Annotated in this window: 16 protein-coding genes and 1 tRNA gene; 6 read left to right on the top strand and 11 right to left on the bottom strand. The window is 67.0% G+C overall.

Annotation, left to right across the window (positions count from 1 at the left end; translation table 11 throughout):
- Window positions 1-42: 42 nt before the first annotated feature.
- The 5 genes from Q4E25_RS09715 to Q4E25_RS09735 all read right to left on the bottom strand — a co-directional run bounded on the left by Q4E25_RS09715 (window position 43) and on the right by Q4E25_RS09735 (window position 6,622).
- Window positions 43-1,356 carry an alkylhydroperoxidase domain protein gene (locus Q4E25_RS09715; protein WP_303156604.1) on the bottom strand — a complete coding sequence of 438 codons (1,314 nt, stop codon included), beginning with the start codon at window positions 1,354-1,356 and terminating at the stop codon, window positions 43-45.
- 62 nt (window positions 1,357-1,418) lie between these two features.
- On the bottom strand, window positions 1,419-3,044 hold the full coding sequence (locus Q4E25_RS09720) for an ABC transporter ATP-binding protein (RefSeq protein WP_303156605.1): 1,626 nt from the start codon (window positions 3,042-3,044) through the stop codon (window positions 1,419-1,421).
- Window positions 3,045-3,047: 3 nt separating this feature from the next.
- The gene (locus Q4E25_RS09725; RefSeq protein ID WP_303156606.1) at window positions 3,048-3,935 is read right to left on the bottom strand and encodes an ABC transporter permease; all 888 of its coding nucleotides are present in this window, start codon (window positions 3,933-3,935) and stop codon (window positions 3,048-3,050) included.
- The gene (locus tag Q4E25_RS09730) at window positions 3,932-4,948 is read right to left on the bottom strand and encodes an ABC transporter permease (protein WP_303156607.1); all 1,017 of its coding nucleotides are present in this window, start codon (window positions 4,946-4,948) and stop codon (window positions 3,932-3,934) included. Before Q4E25_RS09730 ends, Q4E25_RS09725 begins: the two co-directional genes overlap by 4 nt.
- Entirely contained in the window at window positions 4,949-6,622 is a 1,674-nt protein-coding gene (locus Q4E25_RS09735) for a TIGR04028 family ABC transporter substrate-binding protein (RefSeq protein ID WP_303156608.1), read from the bottom strand.
- Between the two features lie 203 nt (window positions 6,623-6,825).
- Here Q4E25_RS09735 and Q4E25_RS09740 point away from each other — a divergent pair, with 203 nt between their 5' ends.
- The 3 genes from Q4E25_RS09740 (at window position 6,826) to Q4E25_RS09750 (ending at window position 10,214) form a co-directional block, all read left to right on the top strand.
- A complete protein-coding gene (locus Q4E25_RS09740; RefSeq protein ID WP_303156610.1) occupies window positions 6,826-8,763 on the top strand; it encodes an FAD/NAD(P)-binding domain-containing protein in 1,938 nt (645 codons plus the stop codon).
- Window positions 8,764-8,838: 75 nt separating this feature from the next.
- Window positions 8,839-9,819: a mechanosensitive ion channel family protein gene (locus Q4E25_RS09745; RefSeq protein WP_303156612.1), complete on the top strand. Its 981-nt coding sequence runs from the start codon at window positions 8,839-8,841 to the stop codon at window positions 9,817-9,819.
- A 5-nt stretch (window positions 9,820-9,824) separates the two neighbouring features.
- Window positions 9,825-10,214, top strand: a complete 390-nt coding sequence (locus tag Q4E25_RS09750) for a globin (RefSeq protein ID WP_303156613.1) — start codon at window positions 9,825-9,827, stop codon at window positions 10,212-10,214.
- A gap of 11 nt (window positions 10,215-10,225) precedes the next feature.
- Here the strand turns inward: Q4E25_RS09750 and ald are convergent, their stop codons facing one another.
- Complete coding sequence (gene ald, locus Q4E25_RS09755) at window positions 10,226-11,308, bottom strand: alanine dehydrogenase (RefSeq protein WP_303156614.1); 1,083 nt, start codon at window positions 11,306-11,308, stop codon at window positions 10,226-10,228.
- A 183-nt stretch (window positions 11,309-11,491) separates the two neighbouring features.
- Here ald and chrA point away from each other — a divergent pair, with 183 nt between their 5' ends.
- On the top strand, window positions 11,492-12,724 hold the full coding sequence (gene chrA, locus Q4E25_RS09760) for a chromate efflux transporter (RefSeq protein ID WP_303156615.1): 1,233 nt from the start codon (window positions 11,492-11,494) through the stop codon (window positions 12,722-12,724).
- On the opposite strand, the gene Q4E25_RS09765 is transcribed toward chrA, so the two are convergent.
- The 5 genes from Q4E25_RS09765 to Q4E25_RS09785 form a co-directional block, all read right to left on the bottom strand.
- Window positions 12,721-13,440, bottom strand: coding sequence for a hypothetical protein (locus Q4E25_RS09765; RefSeq protein WP_303156616.1), 720 nt, complete (start codon window positions 13,438-13,440; stop codon window positions 12,721-12,723). The genes chrA and Q4E25_RS09765 overlap by 4 nt on opposite strands.
- Before the next feature lie 18 nt (window positions 13,441-13,458).
- The gene (locus Q4E25_RS09770) at window positions 13,459-13,887 is read right to left on the bottom strand and encodes an acyl-CoA thioesterase (protein ID WP_368502626.1); all 429 of its coding nucleotides are present in this window, start codon (window positions 13,885-13,887) and stop codon (window positions 13,459-13,461) included.
- A 114-nt stretch (window positions 13,888-14,001) separates the two neighbouring features.
- Window positions 14,002-15,672: an energy-dependent translational throttle protein EttA gene (gene ettA, locus Q4E25_RS09775; protein WP_303156617.1), complete on the bottom strand. Its 1,671-nt coding sequence runs from the start codon at window positions 15,670-15,672 to the stop codon at window positions 14,002-14,004.
- 111 nt (window positions 15,673-15,783) lie between these two features.
- Window positions 15,784-16,491: a single-stranded DNA-binding protein gene (locus tag Q4E25_RS09780; RefSeq protein ID WP_303156618.1), complete on the bottom strand. Its 708-nt coding sequence runs from the start codon at window positions 16,489-16,491 to the stop codon at window positions 15,784-15,786.
- A 287-nt stretch (window positions 16,492-16,778) separates the two neighbouring features.
- Window positions 16,779-18,875, bottom strand: a complete 2,097-nt coding sequence (locus tag Q4E25_RS09785) for a cytochrome c oxidase assembly protein (RefSeq protein WP_303156619.1) — start codon at window positions 18,873-18,875, stop codon at window positions 16,779-16,781.
- Window positions 18,876-18,952: 77 nt separating this feature from the next.
- On the opposite strand from Q4E25_RS09785, the gene Q4E25_RS09790 reads away from it, so the two are divergent.
- Window positions 18,953-19,237: a LysR family transcriptional regulator gene (locus tag Q4E25_RS09790; RefSeq protein ID WP_303156620.1), complete on the top strand. Its 285-nt coding sequence runs from the start codon at window positions 18,953-18,955 to the stop codon at window positions 19,235-19,237.
- Between the two features lie 76 nt (window positions 19,238-19,313).
- Window positions 19,314-19,387: transfer RNA gene (locus tag Q4E25_RS09795), tRNA-Arg, on the top strand.
- Window position 19,388 lies beyond the last annotated feature (1 nt).

Raw genomic sequence — 19,388 nt, forward strand, 5'->3', positions numbered from 1 at the left:
CCCTTTCTCTGGCTGCAAATACTGTTTGCTCTCCCCCACATGCTAGCGATAACGTTTCGGCACATCCGGCGCGCCGAGGGTGAGCATGAGCCGGTTGGCCCAGTTGAAGAAGGCCGCCGAGTTGATGAGGTCAATCACCGCCAGGTCATCCAGGCCCGCCGAGCGCAGGCGCTGCACCGTGGTGGCGTCGAAGGCGAAGGGCGTGCGGGTCAGCGCCAGGGCGGCCTCGCGCAGCGCGTCCCACTTCTGAGAGCCGAGGTCGGCGTCAACGCCCTCCTCCAGCAGCCTGTCGATGGCCTGCGCATCGCCGCCCTCCTCCTTGGAGCGCTGCTGGTGCACCGAGGCGCAGTACTCGCAGCCGTTGAAGCGCGAAACCACCGTCGCCGCCAGCTCGCGCTCGGCGCGGCCGAGGCCGCCGTCGGTGTTGTAGAAGATGTCCAGGTCCGTCAGCGTGCGCGCCTTGAGCGCGGCCGGGTCGCGGGCGAGCAGCCGGAAGTACTCGGAGCTGATGCGCTCGGGGCGGATGAGGGCGTCGGTGTGCTCGGGCGTGAACTCCTCGGCGGGCAGCGGCGCCACCCACGGCTTCCAGCCCAGCGGGTGCGCCACGAAGCCCCGGGGCGCGTGGACCGCGGGCTGCAGGGTGCGCGCGTGGGGTTGCCACGCTGGCTTGGCGACGTCCCCCTGGTCACCGTCCCCCTGGCCCGCCTCCTGCACGCGCTGTGCCGCTGGGTTCTTACTGCCTGGGTTCTTCCCGCTGAGCACCGCCAGCCCGTGCACCACGCGCAGCTGGAAGGAGAGGAAGGCGATGAGCTGGGCCAGGCTCACGATCTCGTCGTCGGACCAGCCGGCGGCCTGCAGGTGGCCAATGGCCGCCGGGGAGGCGTCCTTGGGGTGTAGCGCGAGCAGGTGGGCAAAGTCGAAGGCGGCCTGCAGGCGGGGGCTGAGCCCCGGGGACTCGGCGTCTGAGCCCAGCACCTCGAAGGTGGTGTAGCCGCCGCCCGCATAGGGGCCCTGGGAGATTCCCTCGTCGAGTGCGTGGGCGATGGCGGCCTCGACGGCGCTGATGAGGGAGGCGGGGGCGTCGTCGGCAAGCAGATCGGCGTAGAACTCGTGGGCGGGCCCGGCCTGGTAGAGGCCGGCGAGGAAGGCGGCCACGGCGTAGCGCTCGGTGTGGCTGAAACCGCTGGAGGCGGCGGTGGCCTCCGGCTCCAGCAGGGCCTGGAAGGAAAGCTGGGCGTTGGTCAGGGCGTCGGCGCGGCGGGCGCGCAGGGCGGCGATCTCGGGGGTGACGCCGGCGAGCGGGTTGATGCTGGCGGTCTGGTTGCTGCGGTCTGTCTGGTTACTGTTGTCTGTCATGTCTGCTCCTTATTTTCGGGGGGTTCGGGCATATTAGGAGGGCGGGGGCGTGCGGGGCTGGCTTAGAGCCCCAGGTTGTAGGCGCCCGCGCGGTAGCGGGAACCGGGGATGGCATCAATGAGCGTGCGGGTGAACTCCGACTGCGGGCGGGCGAAGACCTCCGCGGTGCGGCCGGCCTCCACCTGCCGGCCGTGGGAGAGCACCGAGACCGTGTCGGAGATCTGGTGCACCACGGCGAGATCGTGCGAGATGAAGATGTAGGTCAGCCCCAGCTCCGCTTGTAGATCAGCAAGCAGGTGCAGGATCTGGGCCTGCACGGTGACGTCGAGGGCGGAGACGGCCTCATCGAGCACCACGAGGTCGGGCTCCACGATCATCGCCCGGGCAATCGCCACGCGCTGGCGCTGCCCGCCGGATAGCTCCCGCGGGAGGCGTTGGTAGTGCTTGGGATCCAGCGCCACCAGGTCCAGGAACTCCTCGGCGCGCCGCTTCACCTTGACCTTGGAGGCCCCGGCCAGGTTGCGCAGCGGCTCCGCGATGGCCTCCCCGATAGGCTGGCGCGGATCCAGGGAGGAGAAGGGATTCTGGTAAACCAGCTGCACCCGCTTGCGCGCCGCGCGCTGCTGCTTGCCGCCCAGTCCGGTCAGCTCCTGCCCGCCCAGCTCGATGGAGCCGGAGGTGGGCTGGTTGAACAGCGCGATGGACCTGCCCGTGGTGGTCTTGCCCGACCCAGACTCCCCCACCAGCGCGTGGGTGGAGCCCTTGGCCACCTCGAAGCTCACGCCGTCGAGGGCCACGAAGTCGCCGTAGCGCTGCGTGAGATCCCGCACCCGCAGGATGGTCTCGCCGGTGGGCTCGGGGCGGCGCAGGCTGGCGGGGGTGGCCAGGGAGGGGGCGTCGGCAAGCAGGCGGCGCGAGTAGGGGTGCTGGGGCTCGGTGAGCACGCGCACGGCCTGGCCGGACTCGCGGACCTGGCCGCGCTCCATGACCACGATGCGGTCCGCGCGGTCGCCAGCCACCGCGAGGTCGTGGGTGATGAAGAGGATGCCCACGCCGGTCTCGCGCCGCATTTCATCGAGCAGATCGAGGATGACCTTCTGCACGGTGACGTCGAGGGCGGAGGTGGGCTCGTCGGCGATGATGAGCTCCGGCTCCAGGGAGAGCGCGGCGGCGATGAGCACGCGCTGCTTCATGCCGCCGGAGAGCTCGTGCGGGTACTGCGCGTAGCGGCGCTCGGGCTGGTCGATGCCCACCCGCTCCAGCAACTCCAGGGCGCGGGCCTTGCGGGAAGCGGCGTCGCCCGCGCCGTGGATGGCCATGCCCTCCTCCACCGAGGCGCCGATGGTTTTCAGCGGGTTAAGGGAGTTGTTGGGGTCCTGCGGGATGAGCCCGATAGAGGTCCCGCGCAGCTGGCGCCACTGCTTGTTGCTGAGATCGGTGATGTCGCGGCCCTGGTAGCTGATGGTGCCGGCGTCGATCTGCGCGTTGGAGGCCAAAAGCCCGATGGCGGCCATGGCAGAGGTGGACTTGCCCGATCCGGATTCGCCCACGATGGCGGTAATGTCCCCCGGGTAGACCTCCAGGTTCACCCCGCGCACGGCCGGCACCTCGCCGGCGGCAGTGGTGTAGGAGACGTTGAGATCGCGGACCTGAAGCAGCGCCGGTGCGGCGGAAGAATGTGTGCTCATGTGTTATGCCTCCACTCGGAAGTTCTGGGAGAGCCGGTTGGCGGAGACCACGACGGCCACGATCGCCAAGCCCGGCAAGATGATGAGCCACCAGGCGGTGGCCATGAAGTCGCGCCCCTCGGCGATGATGAGTCCCCACTCCGGGGTGGGGGCCGGCGCACCATAGCCCAAGAAGCCCAGGATGGACAGCTGCAGGATGGCCGATCCGAACTGCAGGGTGGCCAGGGCGATGACCGGGGTCAGCGAGTTGGGCAGGATGTGGCGCAACATCACCTGCGCCGGGGTGCAGCCCGCGCCATAGGCGGCCTCGACAAACTCCGATTGGGCCACGGAGATCACCTGGGAGCGCGCCAGCCGGGCGAAGGTGGCGATGGAGGTCGCGCCCACGGCCACCGCGGCCTGCAGGGAGCCAAAGCCCAGCACGATGATGATGGAGAGGCTGAGCAGGATGCCGGGGATGGACAGCAAGACGTCGAGGATGCGCGAGATCACCGCGTCCACCGCCCCGCGCAGCGTGCCGGCCACCAGGCCCAGCAGGGTGCCCACCACCAGGCCCACGGCCACGGCGATGAGCGCGCCGAGCAGCGACTGCCGCGCGCCGTAGACCACGCGGGCGTAGAGATCGCGGCCCACGGCGTCGGTGCCGAACCAGTGCTCAGAGCTCGGCGGCAGCAGGGCGACGTCCGTGCCGGCCAGCGGGTCGGCGGTGGTGAAGAGCCCGGGGAAGAGCGCGGCGAGGAAGGCCACCACCAGGATGACCACCGAGGCGATCGAGGCTGGGGCGGTCCACGGGTTGCGCTGGGCGCGCCCCACGCGCCGGCGGTTGCGGCGCAGGGGTGCGGAGGACTGTGCAGGGAATGACTGAGTTGAGTTAGTCACTGCGGTGCTCATGCGTGGGCTCCCTTCTTGGGTACGGCCTGCTCGAGTGAGCTATGGGTATCAGGGCTGTCGGCGGCCGGCTGGCGGGTGTGCGCGGCCCGGCGCAGCCGCACGTCGAGTACGGGGTAGAGCAGGTCCACCACCAGGTTGATCACCACGTAGGCCGTGGCGGCGATGATTACGACGGCCAGCAGCACCGGGGTATCGCGGCTGGAGACCGCCTGCGCGGTCATGGTGCCCAGGCCGGTGCGGCCGAAGACCGTCTCCGTGACCACCGCGCCGCCCACCAGCTCGCCGAAGAGCAGGCCCACCATGGTCAGCGCGGGCAGCAGCGAGTTGCGCAGGATGTTGCGCCAGAAAATCCACGCCTCCGAGGCGCCGCGGGCGCGCACGGCCTGGACAAAGGGCATGGCCTGGGTCTCATCGATGGAGCGGATGAGCACCTGGATGAGCGGGGCGGACATGGGCACCGAGAGCGTCAGCGTGGGCAGGATGAGCCCCTCCACCGTCGAGGGCTCGATCACCCGCACCCAGCCCAGCTGGAAGGAGAAGAATTGGATGAGCAGGATGCCGATCCAAAATCCCGGCAGCGAGACCATAAACGAGGGCAGGCCGCGGAAGAAGGTGGCAATTCCGCCCAGGCCGGGCAGAGTGGCCAGGAAGGCGACGAGCAAGGCCGCCACCGCGGCGAGCACCATCGAGCACACGGCGAGCAGGAGGGTGTGCGGGAGGGCGTCGGCAATGAGCGTGGACACCGCCGCACCCGACTGCGTGGAGTTGCCAAAGTGCCCGGTGAGGAAGCCGCCGAGGCTGGTGACGTACTGCACCAGAAGCGGCTTATCCACCCCCATCTCCTCCCGGATCTCCTCAATCTCTGCCTGGGAGAGCCCCAGGGCGGGGTCACCAAAGCGGGACATGACGGCGTCAGAAGGCAGGGCGGAGAGCAAGAAGAAGGCCACGGTGTAGGTCACCAGCAGCACGAGGAGGGCCTGCCCGATGCGGGCGAGTAGTTGCTTTCTTGTCATTTACTTCGCACCGTCCTCTCGGCTGTTCTTGGATTGCTCCTTATCCAGGCTGACCTCGTAGAACCACGGGCGGGCCACGGACTCCGGGGCAAAGCCCTCCACGCCCGGGGCCACGGCGTAGACCACCGGCTCCTCAAACAGCGGCAGCACGTAGGCCTGCTCGGTGAGGTAGTCCTGGACGTCTTGCACGGCCTTCTCGCGATCCTCGGTGCGCGGGCTGGAGGTGACCTTGTCCAGCAGCTGCTCCAGGTGGGCGTCGATGGGCTTGCCCTCCTCGTCCTGATTGAGCAGGCCGTCGCGGTTGTTGATGGAGTACATGGAGGCGATGACGTCGTAGTCCGCGCGGCCGACCATGATGTGATAAATCTGCACCTTGTCTATTTGCTTGGCATCCGCGCTCTGCGCAGCTTGGTCGCCGGGATTGATCTCGATGCCGATTCCGACCTCCCGCAGCTGCTCCTGGACCATGGTCATCACCTCCTTGGAGCGCGGCTGCGGCAGCGCGGTGTTGGAGCGCAGCACCAGGCGTGTGCCGTCCTTGACGCGGATGCCGTCTGGCCCCGGCACCCAGCCGGCCTCATCGAGCAGGCGCTTGGACTGCTCGGGGTCGAAGGTGTAGGCCGCCGACTGGTCCTTGTAGCCCAGTCCGGTCTTGGCCACCGAGGAGGTGGCCAGCGGGTAGGTCGGCGAGAAGAGCACGCGCAGGATCTCCTCACGGTTCACGCCGTGGATGATGGCCTGGCGCACGCGCTTGTCCTGCAGCAGCGGGTGGTTGAAGCGGAAGCCCAGCTGGTTGTTGATGGAGTTGGTACCGCGGGAGACGATCCGCACGCCCTTGTCCTCCAGGAGGTTTTCCTGCGGCGCGGAGATCTGGCGGGCGATGTCCGCCTGCCCGGAGAGCACCGCGCCGGTGCGCACGGATTCCTCGGCGGCGAGGATGTAGTGGATGCCGTCGATGTCCGCCCGGCCCTGGTGGGTGACCGCCGGCGGGGCCCAGTCGTAGTCCTCGCGGGTGCTGAGCACCAAGTCGGTGCCGATCTTCTCCGAGTCCACCACGAAGGGCCCGGAGCCGATGACGCGTGCGGCGTTACCGGGGCCAAAGCCCTCATTGTCCAGGTCCAGGCTGGTATCGGCCAGCAGGCCGGCGTTGTAGGAGGAGGTGGCTTGCAGGAATCCCGGGGAGGGTTCTGAGAAGTAGAACTTCACGGTGTCCTCGTCCACGGCCTCGCCGTGGTCGTAGTGGGAGATCTGCTCCGAGGCGGTTAGCGTGCGGGACTTGTCCCCCTTGCCATAGAGGTCGAAGTTGCGCACCACGTTCTCCGCGGTCAGCGGGGAGCCGTCGGAGTAGGTCACGTCGGTGCGGATGGTGAAGGTGTACTCGGTGGCATCCGCGTTGACCTCGGGCATCTCGGTGGCGATCCACGGGGAGAGCTCGAGGGTTTCCGGATCCTGGTAGAGCAGCCTGTCCGTGAGCTGGTTGACCACCCCGCCGTTGGGATAAAAGCCCGCCGCCGGCGGGTAGAGCGTGCGGAAGAACTGCGGCTCGAGGTAGGTCAGCACGTTATCGCCGTCGCCTCCCCCGCCGGGGTCAGCGCCTGTGGCGGGCCCGGAGGCACAGCCGCTGAGCAGGGCGACGGCGCTGAGCAGGGCGGTGAGGGAACGCATGCGTGTCATGGTCTTGTTACTTTCGCTTGGTGGTTGGCGTACACACCGCGTGTGACGCAGACGCCTGGACTGTGACCGGCGCCAAGATCTCACAACGGTCTAGTGAACGTAACACAAAACAGACATGTTAGTATTCCTTTTACAGACAGCACGGTCTATACAACGGGCCATGAATGCTCTTAAACACGAGCGTGACGCCCGCTTGAGTAAGGATGAATAAAATGACGCAGCCCGATTCCCCCGCCGCCCTGGCCATCGTCGGCATGGGCCCGCGCGGCATCTCCACCGTCGAGAGGCTCGCGGCCCACCTGCGCGCCCGCCCGGATTCTCCCCGCGTGATCCTCCACCTCATCGAGGACTCCCAGCCCGGCGCCGGACGCATCTGGGACACCACCCAGACCCGCACCCTGTGCATGAACACCCTGGCCGGGGCGGTCACCCTCTTCACCGAGCCGGGTTCCACCGTCAGCGCCCCGGTGCTCGAGGGCCCCATCCTCTACGAGTGGATCCAGCTGCTGCGCGGGCAGCGCGCCGGCATCTCCCCCGCCGTGCAGGCGCTTTACGACGCCCACCCGGCCGCCGCGAACGCATCCTTCCGCGGCGAGCTCGACGCCACCCGCCCCGAGTCCAACCCCTCCCGCGCGCTCTACGGCGCCTACCTGCGCTGGGCCTACGAGGTGGCCCTGGCTCAGCTGCCGGAGCACGTCGAGGTGCGCCACCACCACACCCGCGCGGTGAGCATCACCCCGGAAGGCCACGAGGATCTCATCACGCTGGCCGATGACACCGAGCTGCGCGCCGCGGCCACCGTGCTGGCCAGCGGCTGGCAGGTCCCCGGCCCCACCGAGGAGGAGCGCGCCCTCGCCCAAGCCACCGCCGAGCACCCGCTGCACTGGGTGCGCCCCGATAACCCCGTGGAGCAGCCGCTGAGCCAGATCCCCGCCGGGGAGAAGGTCCTAGTCCGCGGGCTGGGCATGGGCTTCTTCGACGTCATGGCGCTGTGCACCATCGACCGCGGCGGCGTCTTCCACGCGGATCCCACCACCGCCTCCGGGCTGCGCTACGAGGCCTCCGGCCGCGAGCCGCACTTTGTGGTCAGCTCGGGGCGCGGCTACCCCTACATCCCCAAGTCCGAATACCACGCCTTGCCGCCCAAGGCCGGCCTCGTGCGCTTCCGTGCCGCGCTGAGCCGGTGGAAGGAGGACAGCCGCAACTCCAGCACGGAGCTAGACTTCAGCCGCGTGCTCCTGCCGGCCATCGTGCGCGACGCCTACGCGGAGTACTACCAGACCCAGGCCCGCGTGAACCCAGCCGCCCTGGACTGGACGCTGGAGGAGATCCTGCAGCGCATCGATGGCACCGAGCTCGCCGCCGCCGATGTGGCCGGCCAAGCCGATGAGCTGCGCCAGGCGCTGGAGGGCGCCTCCGCCGAGCCGCTCGATCTTGCCCATTGGGCCCAGCCCCTGCGCGGCACCGAAAAGCTCAGCCAGGAAGAACTGCAGCGCACCGTGACCGCGGGCCTGGCGGGCGATATCACCGAGGCCGTGGCCGCGGCCGATTCCCCGCTCAAGTCCGCACTGTGGGTGATCTCCTCAGCACGCAAGCCCTCCTCCATCGCCGGCTCCTTCGGCCGCATGACCTGGGAGTCGCGCACCGGCGCCTACGCGGAGCTCATGGCCTTTGGCCAGATGGTCGGCTCCGGCCCACCGCTGTTTCGCACCCGCCAGCTGCTCGCCCTGGCCGAGGCCGGCCTGGTCACCTTCCTCGGCCCGCGCCCCCAGTTGGACTGGGGAGAGGAGGGCTTTAGCCTGCGCTCCGGCGCCCGCAGCGCGAGCAGCGCCTGGCTTGTCGACGCCTGGATGCACTCCCCCGACGTGCGCCGCCCGGCCGATCCGCTGGCGGTGTCCCTGCGCGAGCGCGTGCGCCCCTTTGCGGATCACGGCCACCCCACCGGCTCCCCGGAGACCACCTGGCGCCGCCGCGTGGTGCGCCCCGACGGCAGCGAGGATCCGCGCCTGCACATCATCGGCATCCCCACCTACTCGCAGTGGCCCGATACCACCATCTCCCCGATGCCAGGCACCGATCCGCTCATGCTGCAGGAGACCGATCGCACGGCCGCCTCGCTTCTCGACGCCGCCCTGGGCTAGACCTGCCGCTTGACCGGCGATGGATAAGCCCGCCTACTATCGGTAGAGCGAACTGACCTCGACACGAAAGTTGGTATGAACACAGATACGCTTGCAGCCGCCGACTCCGCCGTGGAGACGGTGAGCTCCTTTTGGGATAACGAGATGGTGCAGACCTGGCTGGTGGAAAGGCCGATTCACATCGCGATCATCCTCATCATCGCGATTGTCGCCCACTGGCTGCTGCGCCGGCTGATCACCCAGCTGGCTAACAACAGCATCAAGAGTGGCAGCCTGCGCTCGCAGATCGCGCCCAAGCGCCACCGCCGGCAGCAGGACACCGCGCTGGCCAAGACCCACGAGGCCCGGCGCGTGTCCCGCATCCAGACCCTGGCCGGCGTAGGACGCTCGGCCGTGGCCATCTTCATCTGGGTCTGCGCGGGCCTGGCCATCCTGGACAAGGTGGGCATCAACATCGCCCCGCTGGTGGCCTCCGCCGGTGTTGTTGGCGTCGCCTTGGGCTTCGGCGCCCAGTCCTTGGTCAAGGACTTCCTCTCCGGCATCTTCATGCTCTTGGAGGATCAGTACGGGATTGGTGACTGCATCGACCTGGGCAACGGTGTGTTCGGTGACGTCGAGTCCATCTCCCTGCGCATCACCACCGTGCGCGATATCGACGGTGCCCTGTGGTACGTGCGCAACGGCGAGATCCTGCAGGTGGCCAACCACTCCGACCAATACTCCGTGGCCCGCATCCAGGTGCCCGCGGCCCTGTCCAACGATCCAGAAAAGGCCTTCAGCGTCATCGAGCAGGCGGCCATGGAGGCCGCCAAGGAGGAGGGCATCCGCGAGGATCTGCTGAGCGAGCCGGACGTCAACGGCATCACCAGCCTCGAGGTGGATCACATGTCCTTCCGCATCAGCGTCAAGACCCTGCCGGGCCAGCAGTGGAGCGTGCAGCGCAAGATGCAGGCCAAGATCCTCAACGCCATGCACCGCAATGGCATCGATACCCCGTACCCCCAGGGCCTGACAGTGGTGGACTTTGATGAGCTGCCGCACAGCAAGGAGAACTAGAAACCATGCAACCCACCAGCGTCTTTGAGGCCATCGGCGGCATGCCCACCTTCGAGGCTCTCGTCCACGGCTTCTACGAGCAAGTCCGCGAGGACGACATCCTGGGCCCCATGTACCCCGCCGATGACTGGGAGGGCGCCGAGGCGCGCCTGACGTGGTTCCTCGCCCAGTACTGGGGCGGGCCGCAGCTCTTTAGCGAGCAGCGCGGCCACCCGCGCCTGCGCATGCGCCACGCGCACTTTCCCGTGGATTCTGCCGCCCACGACCGCTGGTTGGAGCTCATGGGCAACTCCCTAGCCCAGATCGATGAGGAGACCATCCCGTCGGCCTACCGCCACATGATCTGGGATCATATGCAGCGGGTAGCGGCGATGCTCATCAACCGCCCGGGCTAGAGCCACCGGGTCTAGAGTCCGAGGGCCTCCTTGACCGGCGCGGAGAGCAGCTCGCCGCCGCGGGTCATGAGGCCGTCAGCCAGGCCCGGGTGGCGCCGGGTGGCCTCCTCGTAGCCGCCGGCGGCCAGCGCCCGCACGTAGGGCAGGGTGGCCGAGCCCAACGCACGCGCCGAGGTATTGGCCACCGCGCCCGGCATGTTAGCCACGCAGTAGAACAGGGTGTCGTGCACGCGGAAGGTCGGCTCGTCGTGCGAGGTTTTGCGCGAGTTCTCAAAGCAGCCACCTTGGTCAATGGCGACGTCGACAAGCACAGCGCCCGGCTTCATCTTCTTGACGGTCTCCTCGCGCACCAGCTTCGGGGCGGCAGCGCCCGGCACGAGCACGGCGCCGATGACCAGGTCCGCCTCCAGCAGCTCCTCCTCCAGGGTCGCCGGCTCCGAAACCTGCGTGCGCACCGTGCCGTGGTAGAGATCGTCGAAGCGCTGCAGCACAAAGGGATCCAGGTCCAGGACGGTGACCTCGGCGCGCAGGCCGTGGGCCATGGCCACCGCCGAGGCACCCACCTGGCCGCCGCCGATGACCACCACGCGCGCCGGCTTGGTGCCCGGAACACCCGGCAGCAGCAGGCCGCGCCCACCCTGGGTGGACAGCAGGTGGTGGGTGCCCTCGATGACGGCCAGGCGCCCGGCCACCTGGGACATCGGAGTGAGCAGCGGGCGGGTGCCGTGGGAATCGCTCACGGTTTCATACGCGATGGCTGTGGTTCCCGCCTCCATGAGCGCCTGGGTGAGCGCCTTATCGGCGGCCAGGTGCAGGTACGTAAACAGCAGCAGATCCTCGCGCAGGAATCCGTACTCGGACTCCAACGGCTCCTTGACCTTGACCACCATCTGCGCGCCCCAGGCCTCCTCCGCGGTGGCGACGATGGTTGCGCCCACCGCCTCGTAGTCGGCGTCCGGGAAGGACGCTCCGGCGCCCGCGGTGCTTTCCACCAGGACCTCGTGGCCGTCGCGGACCAAGGTCTGCACGGCCGGCGGGGTCAGGGCCACGCGGTTTTCGTTGTTCATGATTTCCTTGGGCACGCCAATACGCACGATGTTCCTCCCTGGGATGGATGAAAGGTTGGACAGAAAAGAAACTGATTATGATTCCATCCCACAGTGTAACGCGGCACACTTTGGTTTGTCAGTGTGATGCACTTATGGCTCGCGTGGCTTTTCCCACTGCCGCTTCCTCTCGCCCTGCGGGATCACCCCGGCCCCACTAGCATTCAAGGAATGCCGTCTCACCCTCCCCATCCGCGCCCTGCGCACACTCCCCCGCCCCGGCGCGCGCTCGCTGAGGTTCGCCGCTCCTTCCTCCCCCTGGGCTGGACCGCCTTCGGTGGCCCGGCGGCCCACCTGGGCTACTTCCACACGGAGTTTGTGAAGCGCCGCCGCTGGCTCGACGAGTCCTCCTACGCCGATCTCGTGGCCATGTCCCAATTCCTGCCCGGCCCGGCCAGCTCCAAGGTGGGCATGGCGCTGGGCTACCACCGCGCGGGTGTTGCCGGCATGGCCTATTCCTGGTTCCTCTTTACCTTTCCCTCCGCGCTCATCATGGCGCTCTGCGGCCTGGTGGTCGCCCCTTCAGGCGGTCAGGGCCCGCTTGACCGCGCCCTTCACGGCGCCCTCGCCGGCCTGCTTGCCGCCGCGGCCGGTGTGGTGGCCCATGCGGCGCTCGGCATGGCACGCACGCTGCTGCGCACGCCGCTGGCCTGGGTGCTCGCCGTGCTCAGCACTGTACTGCTCATCGTTGCTGGCTCCTCCTGGCAGCTGGCCGTCATCGTGAGCGCAGGAGTCATCGGCGCCACCGTGGCCCGCGGGCGCCTCGGCGTGGCGCAGCGGGAGGACTCCGCCACCGTGCTGCGCGGGGTCAGCGCGCCCGTGGCCTGGGTCTGCCTGGCTGCGTTCTTTGTGCTGCTTGTGGGGCTGGAGGCACTCTCGCGGCTGAGCGATGCCTACCTCATCACCCGCGCCAACGCCTTCTACCAGTCCGGCGCGCTGGTCTTCGGCGGCGGCCACGTGGTGCTCCCGCTTCTGGAATCCACCTTCGTGGGCGCGGGCTGGCTGGGCCAGGAGGAGTTCCTGGCCGGCTACTCCGTGGCCCAGGGTGTTCCGGGCCCGCTGTTTACCTTCGCCTCCTACCTGGGGGCCGTCGACGGCGGCGTGGGCGGAGCCATCCTCGGCACCGTGCTCATCTTCCTGCCGGGCGCGCTGCTGACGGTGGCCGCCCTGCACTTCTGGGCGCGCTGGCAGCACCTGGAGTGGCTGCGCAACGCCTTTGCCGCCATCAACGCGGCGGTCATCGGCCTGCTGCTGGCCGCGCTGTGGGATCCGATCCTCACCCACGGGGTTACCGGCTGGCTCTCAGCGGGCGTGGCCGTGGCCGCCTTCGCGGCGCTGCACCTCAAGGCGCCGCCGTGGTCGGTGGCCGTGGGCGCGGCCCTGCTCGGTGTCCTGCTGCTCTAGAAGAGTGAAAGCCGCGTGGAGTGGTAGACGCTGCCAAAAGGCGCGTCCACGCGCACCCACCGGCCCTTGCCGGAGACCCGCAGGTAGCGCGGGATATCCAGGGGCGCGGAAAACCCGGGGATGAGCCCCAGGCTGGTGCAGGCGAAGATCATCCGCATGGGGATCTCCACCTGCTGCTCGCCCGCGCTGACCGTCACCACAGCCTGGTTGAGCAGGCTCGTCGGCGGGCCCAGCGGCCCGGAGAACTGCCGGGCCAGGCTGCGCCCCTGATCCGCCAGCTCGCGCACCACGTCCACCGGCAACGTATCGATGAGCGTGAAGCCGCTGGTCGGCGGCAGCGCCCCCGGCCACGAGGGATCCCGCGGCGGGCCCAGTTCCACGAGCATCGGCTGGGCGGCCGCCGGGCTCTCCCGTTTCTCTTTCTCGCGGTCCTCCCGGCGGTCCGCCTCGTGTTCATCCTCGCGCGCCTGCCGCAGCGCGGCCTTGAGGCCGTCGTGGAGGCTGCCCGCGGAGACCACGGCGCCATCACGGGAGGCTTCCCCTTTCACCCGCCGGGCGGCGATGACGTCGAAGGGGGTGGTGACGAAGACGTCGACAAGCTCGGCGTCGAGCTGCCGCAAGCGGGCCGAGGCCGCCGCATCGATGCCCACCGCGCGGGAGAGCAAAGCAAGCAGGCTCTCGCCGCCGCTGAGCAGCTTCAGTGACTCGCTGACCATTGCGTTGCTGCTCGCGCTCTAGCTCTCGAGCTGCACGTCGGCGTGCTCGAGAATGATCTTCTTCTCCTCCTCGCTCACCGGGCGCGGCTTCTGGGTCTCCTTGTCGATGGTCACCTGGGTGCAGTTGACCACGCAGGCCACGTTGCCCTGAGGATCCTTGATCTCCTGGCGGGTGGTGAAAGAGGTGGTGCCCAGGCGCACCACGGAGGTTTCCACGCGGATGGTGCTCAGCCGGCCGTCCCACACCAACGGACGGAGGAACTCGGCCTCGATGTGTCGCACGAAGGCGATGAGATCCACGCCCTGGGAGTAGAAGTGATCCTTAGCAAAAGCCAGGCGCGCTTCCTGGGCGATCTCGATGTAGTTGGCGTTCATCATGTGGCCGTACATGTCAAAGTCAGACCAGCGAACCTCAACGTTGTGTGCGTGGACGGTGTCCTGTGCCATGGGGGTGCTCTCTTTCAGATAAGGGGATGATTCAGGGTTAGCTCAAACAGGGTTAGCTCAAACAAAGAACAAGGAAGGGCGCCCAGGTCTGTGGGCGCCCTTGCGATGGTGCAGTTAGCGGGTCAGCTTGCGGTGGGTCACGCGGCTCGGGCGAGCGGCTTCCTCACCGAGGCGCTCGACCTTGTTCTTCTCGTAGTCGCCGAAGTTGCCCTCGAACCAGAACCACTTGCCTTCCTCCACGTTGCCCTCCCAGGCCAGGATATGGGTACAGGTGCGGTCCAGGAACCAGCGGTCGTGGGAAATGACCACTGCACAGCCCGGGAACTTCTCCAGAGCGTTTTCCAGAGAGCCCAGGGTCTCGACGTCGAGGTCGTTAGTCGGCTCATCGAGGAGGATCAGGTTGCCGCCCTCCTTGAGCGTCAGAGCCAGGTTCAGGCGGTTGCGCTCACCACCGGAGAGAACCTTGGACGGCTTCTGCTGATCCGGGCCCTTGAAGCCAAAGGCGGAGAGGTACGCGCGCGAAGGCATCTCGTTCTGACCCACGTGGATGTAATCCAGGCCGTCGGAGACGACCTCCCACACGGTGGCCTCGGGGTCGATGTTCTCGCGGCCCTGGTCCACGTAGGACAGCTTGACGGTCTCGCCGACCTCAACCGTGCCGGAATCCGGCTGCTCCAGGCCCACGATGGTCTTGAACAGGGTGGACTTACCCACGCCGTTGGGGCCGATCACGCCGACGATGCCGTTGCGCGGCAGGGTGAAGGAGAGATCCTTGATGAGCACGCGGCCATCAAAGCCCTTGGTAAGGTTCTTGACCTCAACGACCTTGTTGCCCAGGCGCGGCGGGGTCGGAATCTGGATCTCTTCGAAGTCGAGCTTCTTGTACTTCTCGGCCTCCGCAGCCATCTCCTCGTAGCGCTGCAGACGGGCCTTGTTCTTGGCCTGACGCGCCTTGGCGCCGGAGCGAACCCAGGCGAGCTCGTCCTTCAGGCGCTTCTGCAGCTTCTTGTCCTTAGCGCCAGCCACCTCGAGGCGCTCGGCCTTCTTCTCCAGGTAGGTGGAGTAGTTGCCCTCGTAGGGGTAGAGCTTGCCGCGGTCAACCTCACAGATCCAGCCGGCGACGTGGTCGAGGAAGTAGCGGTCGTGGGTCACGGCCAGCACGGCACCCGGGTAATCCTCAAGGTGCTTCTCCAGCCACTGCACGGACTCGGCGTCGAGGTGGTTAGTGGGCTCGTCGAGCAGCAGCAGATCCGGCTCGGACAACAGCAGCTTGGCCAAGGCCACGCGGCGGCGCTCACCACCGGAGAGGTTGGTCACGGGGGCGTCGGACGGCGGGCAGCGCAGGGCCTCCATGGCCTGCTCAATCTTGGAGTCAACCTCCCACGCATCGGCGTGGTCGAGCTCCTCCTGGAGCTTGCCCATTTCCTCCATGAGCTCGTCGGTGTAGTTGGTGGCCATCTCCTCGGCGATCTCCTCGAAGCGCTGCTTCTTTTCGAAGATCTCTCCCAGGCCCTCCTCGACGTTCTCGCGCACCGTCTTCTCTTCATTCAGCGGCGGCTCCTGCAGGAGGATGCCCACGGTCTTGCCGGGGTCGATGAAGGCCTCGCCGTTGGAAGGCTGATCCAGGCCGGCCATGATCTTCAGAATCGAGGACTTACCTGCACCGTTGGGGCCCACAACGCCGATCTTGGCGCCTGGATAAAAGGCCATCGTGACGTTATCAAGGATCAGCTTATCGCCGATAGCCTTGCGCACATTTTTCATCGTGTAGATGAACTCGCCCATGCTTCACCCTTTACATACTCATGTGGAATGGTTCTAATCAGTACAAAGAGTACATCACACGGGCAAGACCGTGGTTTCTGCGCGGACTTTGCCACGCCAGGCCCGCGCCGCCTAGACCAAGACCTCCTCGCGAATCTCTGCTTCAGCCCCAGCCTCGACCTCAGCTTCCACGTCGGCCTCCGCTGCAGGCACTGCTTCGCCTGCTACTTCGGGCATTGCCTCCAACTCTGCTTCGGCGGCCTCCAGGCCCTGCTCCGCGTTCGGCTCTGGGGCGTCACCGTCGGCGTGAGCGGCGATCTCAGTGCTCTCGGTGCTCTCGGTACTCTCAGTGCTCTCGGTGTTCTCGCCCTTCGCGGCGGTGTCCTCAGCGGATGCCGTGCGGTCGATGTCCGGCTCCGGCGGGTTGTTGCCCATCCATGGCGGCTTGATCCCCTCCTGATCGTAGACGGTCTCCACCTTCAGGGCGCTGACCACGAAGCGGTTGAGATCCAGCCCCACCTGGTTGACCTTGAGGAAGGTGCGCGATTGCTCCACGCCGTTGCGGTCCTTCCAGAAATCCGTCACCAGAGAGCCCACCACGATGACGGGCATGCCCTTAAACAGGGACTTCTTCACGTTAATGGCGGTCTGGCCCCACACCTCCGCGTCGAGGAAGATGCGGTCAATATCGCGCCACTCAATCGGGCCGTCCTTTTGCTGTACCGGGTAGCGGCGCGAGGATGCGATGCGAAAGCGCGTCTTGTACATATCGGCGCTGACCTTGGTCAGTTCTGGGTTGTGAGTCAGGCGCCCGGTCATGGTGATTGGCAGTTGAGACATTTCTTTTCCTTGCCTTCTGTGTGAGTGTTTGAGTGTGAGTGCTTGCGTATGCAATGACTGCGTGTGCTGCGGGAGGAACGCCTCCCTTAGCAGGCATCATCGCCGCACGCGCGCACTGCGCACAACGCCTCATCTGCGCGGCTGTGGATAACTCGTTGTCCGCGTCAACAAAAAGGCCCCGCCGCGGCCCGCCCCCTGAGAGTGATCCACAGGTGGGCAGACGCAGGCGGGGCTGTGTTGTTTAAGGAATTCTTGCGGGCTGCTTGCGGGCTGCTTGACGACGCCCTCTAATGCTGGCGGAAGCTGGTGTCATCGCCGTGGCTCATCTGCTCCAGCATGGCGTTGTACTGGGCGAGGTCCTCGTCGCCGTCGATGTCAGCCTTGGCGTCGTGGCGCCGGGCGGTCGCGCGATCGTCGCGAAGCCAGTCCAGGAAAAGCTTGCCAAAGACCACCACCAGCGGGAACTGGCCAAAGCCCCAGGCAATGCCGCCGCCGACGCGCTGATCCTTGAGCAGCTCAGGCGGCCAGGGCAGGTCCAGGGAGAGGTAGAACTCCTCGCCCAACACGGACTGCAGCTGCATAAGGTAGACGCCGGCAAAAAGGTGCAGCGGCATCGAGGCAAAGAGCACCACCAGGCGGATGTTCGTCGGCGCGCGCCAAGGAAGCGGATCGGGGCCCACGACCTCCCAGTAGTAGATGTAGCCGGAGATGAGGAATACCCAGTTCATGATGACGTGGCCGGCATGCTCCGAGATGGCGAACTGGTAGAGCTGCGGATCCATGTAGAGCACGTAGAGGAAGAAGATGAACTGCAGCAGGTTAACCGCCGGGTGCGTGATGAAGCGCAGGATGCGGGACTTGGTCAGCGCCACGGCGGCGTCGTGAATGGTGGGCTGGCCAGGCTTGCCCGGCTCAAAGGCCTCCATCACCAGGGTCAGCGGAGCGCCGAGCACCAGGCACAGCGGGATGGCCATGGAAAGGATCATGTGCACGAGCATGTGCATGGAGTACATCGCCGGCATGTACAAGCCAATGCCCGTGCTCATGATGACGGTCATGCCCAGCGAGCCGAGGAGGAACCACGCGGTGCGGCCCGCGGACCAGGACAGCCCGCGCTTCTTGAGGCGCCACAGCGCGTAGAGGTAGAGCCCGGCGAGCACCAAGCCCAGGGTGCCGAACATGATGTCAAAGCGGAACATGCCCCACACGCCCCAGGTGGTGGGCTTTTCGGTGAGCTCGTAGCCCAGGAGAATCTGCATGCTGTTCAGGCTCGGGTTGCGCGGCGGCGGGGGCGGGGTGCGGCCCATGGAGATGGCCACGCCCACGGTGGCGGCCATGATGAAGACCTCCACCACGGCCACGCGGATAAACACCGCCGGGCGGGTACCCAGCTGCGGGATGGCCGCCTGGCGGTGGACAAAGCCGAAGGCCGCCAGCACCAGGGTCAGCACAGCCTTGGACAAGACCAACAGGCCGTAGCGGGTGGTGAACAGATCGGAGACCTCCACGCGGATGAGCGCGTTGATCACACCACTGGCCGCCACCGCGACAATGCACCACAGGGCAATCGCCGAGTAGCGGCGCACCGCGGTGGGAAGCCCCGGCCCCAGGCGGCGGACATGGGCGATAAGCGCCATGAGCCCACCCGCCCACAGGGTGACAAAGAAAAGGTGAAAGAGCAGCGAGTTGGTGCCGTAATCGTGGTCACCGCCGGAGGCCGAGTGGCCCTCCATGCCCAACGGCACGATGAGCAGCAGGGAAACCATGAAGGCCACCACCTGGCCGGCCCAACTTTTCAGCGTCGCGCCCAGGATGGCCACCACGAGCGCCAGCCCGGCGGTAATCAGCCAGACCTGCGAGGTGGAAATCTGGTTGAGCGCCATGCCCAGCAGCTGCGGGTTGAGCACCTGGGTAAAGGGTGTGCCGGTGAGATCCGACATCACCATGGGGACCTCCAGCAGGGCGACAACTACCACGCCCAGCGCGGCAAAGACGCCGGTGCGCGCGGCGATGTGACCGTCGACGGTCAGGCGCGCGCGGATGAGCTGCTCGTTGTCATTTTCGGGGATGGCCGGGGCGATGAGCACCGCGCTGGCCAGAAAGGAGCCCACGGTCAGCGCCATGAGGAACCAGCCGGCTCCACGGAAGAAGGGCAGGCCAAAGGTGGTCAGGCGGCCGGGGTCCGGGATGCCCAGTGCTGCCAGGGAGTCCGCAAGGAAGAACAGAGAGATGAAGCCACCGACGAAGCCGGCGAAGACCACGAAGCTGAGGAGCAGCAGGCGGGAGGAGCGGGCCTTGCGGGCGCGCCCGGAAGGTGTGATTTGCGGCTCCGTGAGGTGCCCCTTGCGGGCCGCTGAGCTGGCAGAATCATGGGCTTCAGTCATGGTTGGCAGTCTACCGCCGCACCCATTCTCTTACCTAAATAGTATGTTCTTCTTAGGAACCGTCTACATTGATTGCTATGAACTCGCGCCAACTGCACTATTTCCGCACGGTGGTGGACCATGGCTCCTTCACCCACGCCGCGGAATCCCTCGACATGACTCAGCCTTCTCTTAGTTTGGCTGTGCGCAAACTGGAGCAGGACCTCAACGTCCAGCTCCTCTCGCGCAACCGCACCGGCGTGACCACCACCCAGGCCGGCCGCTACCTCTACGGTGTGGCCCTCGAGGTGGCCAACCTCCTTGCCACCGCCGAGGCCCGCCTCGCGGACTTTGCCGAGGACGCCCCCTCCAGCGAGTCCTAAGCCGCGCCAGCCCACAACAAAGCAACCCTGCCATTTCAGTACCCGCTCGGTGCTGAGATAAGATATTTGCGCACGCGCCTCCATAGCTCAGTGGATTAGAGCAGTGGGTTTCTACCCCATGTGTCGCGGGTTCGAATCCTGCTGGGGGCAC

Origin of the sequence: Corynebacterium sp. (assembly GCF_030532325.1) — a bacterium.
In the GTDB taxonomy this organism is placed as follows: domain Bacteria; phylum Actinomycetota; class Actinomycetes; order Mycobacteriales; family Mycobacteriaceae; genus Corynebacterium.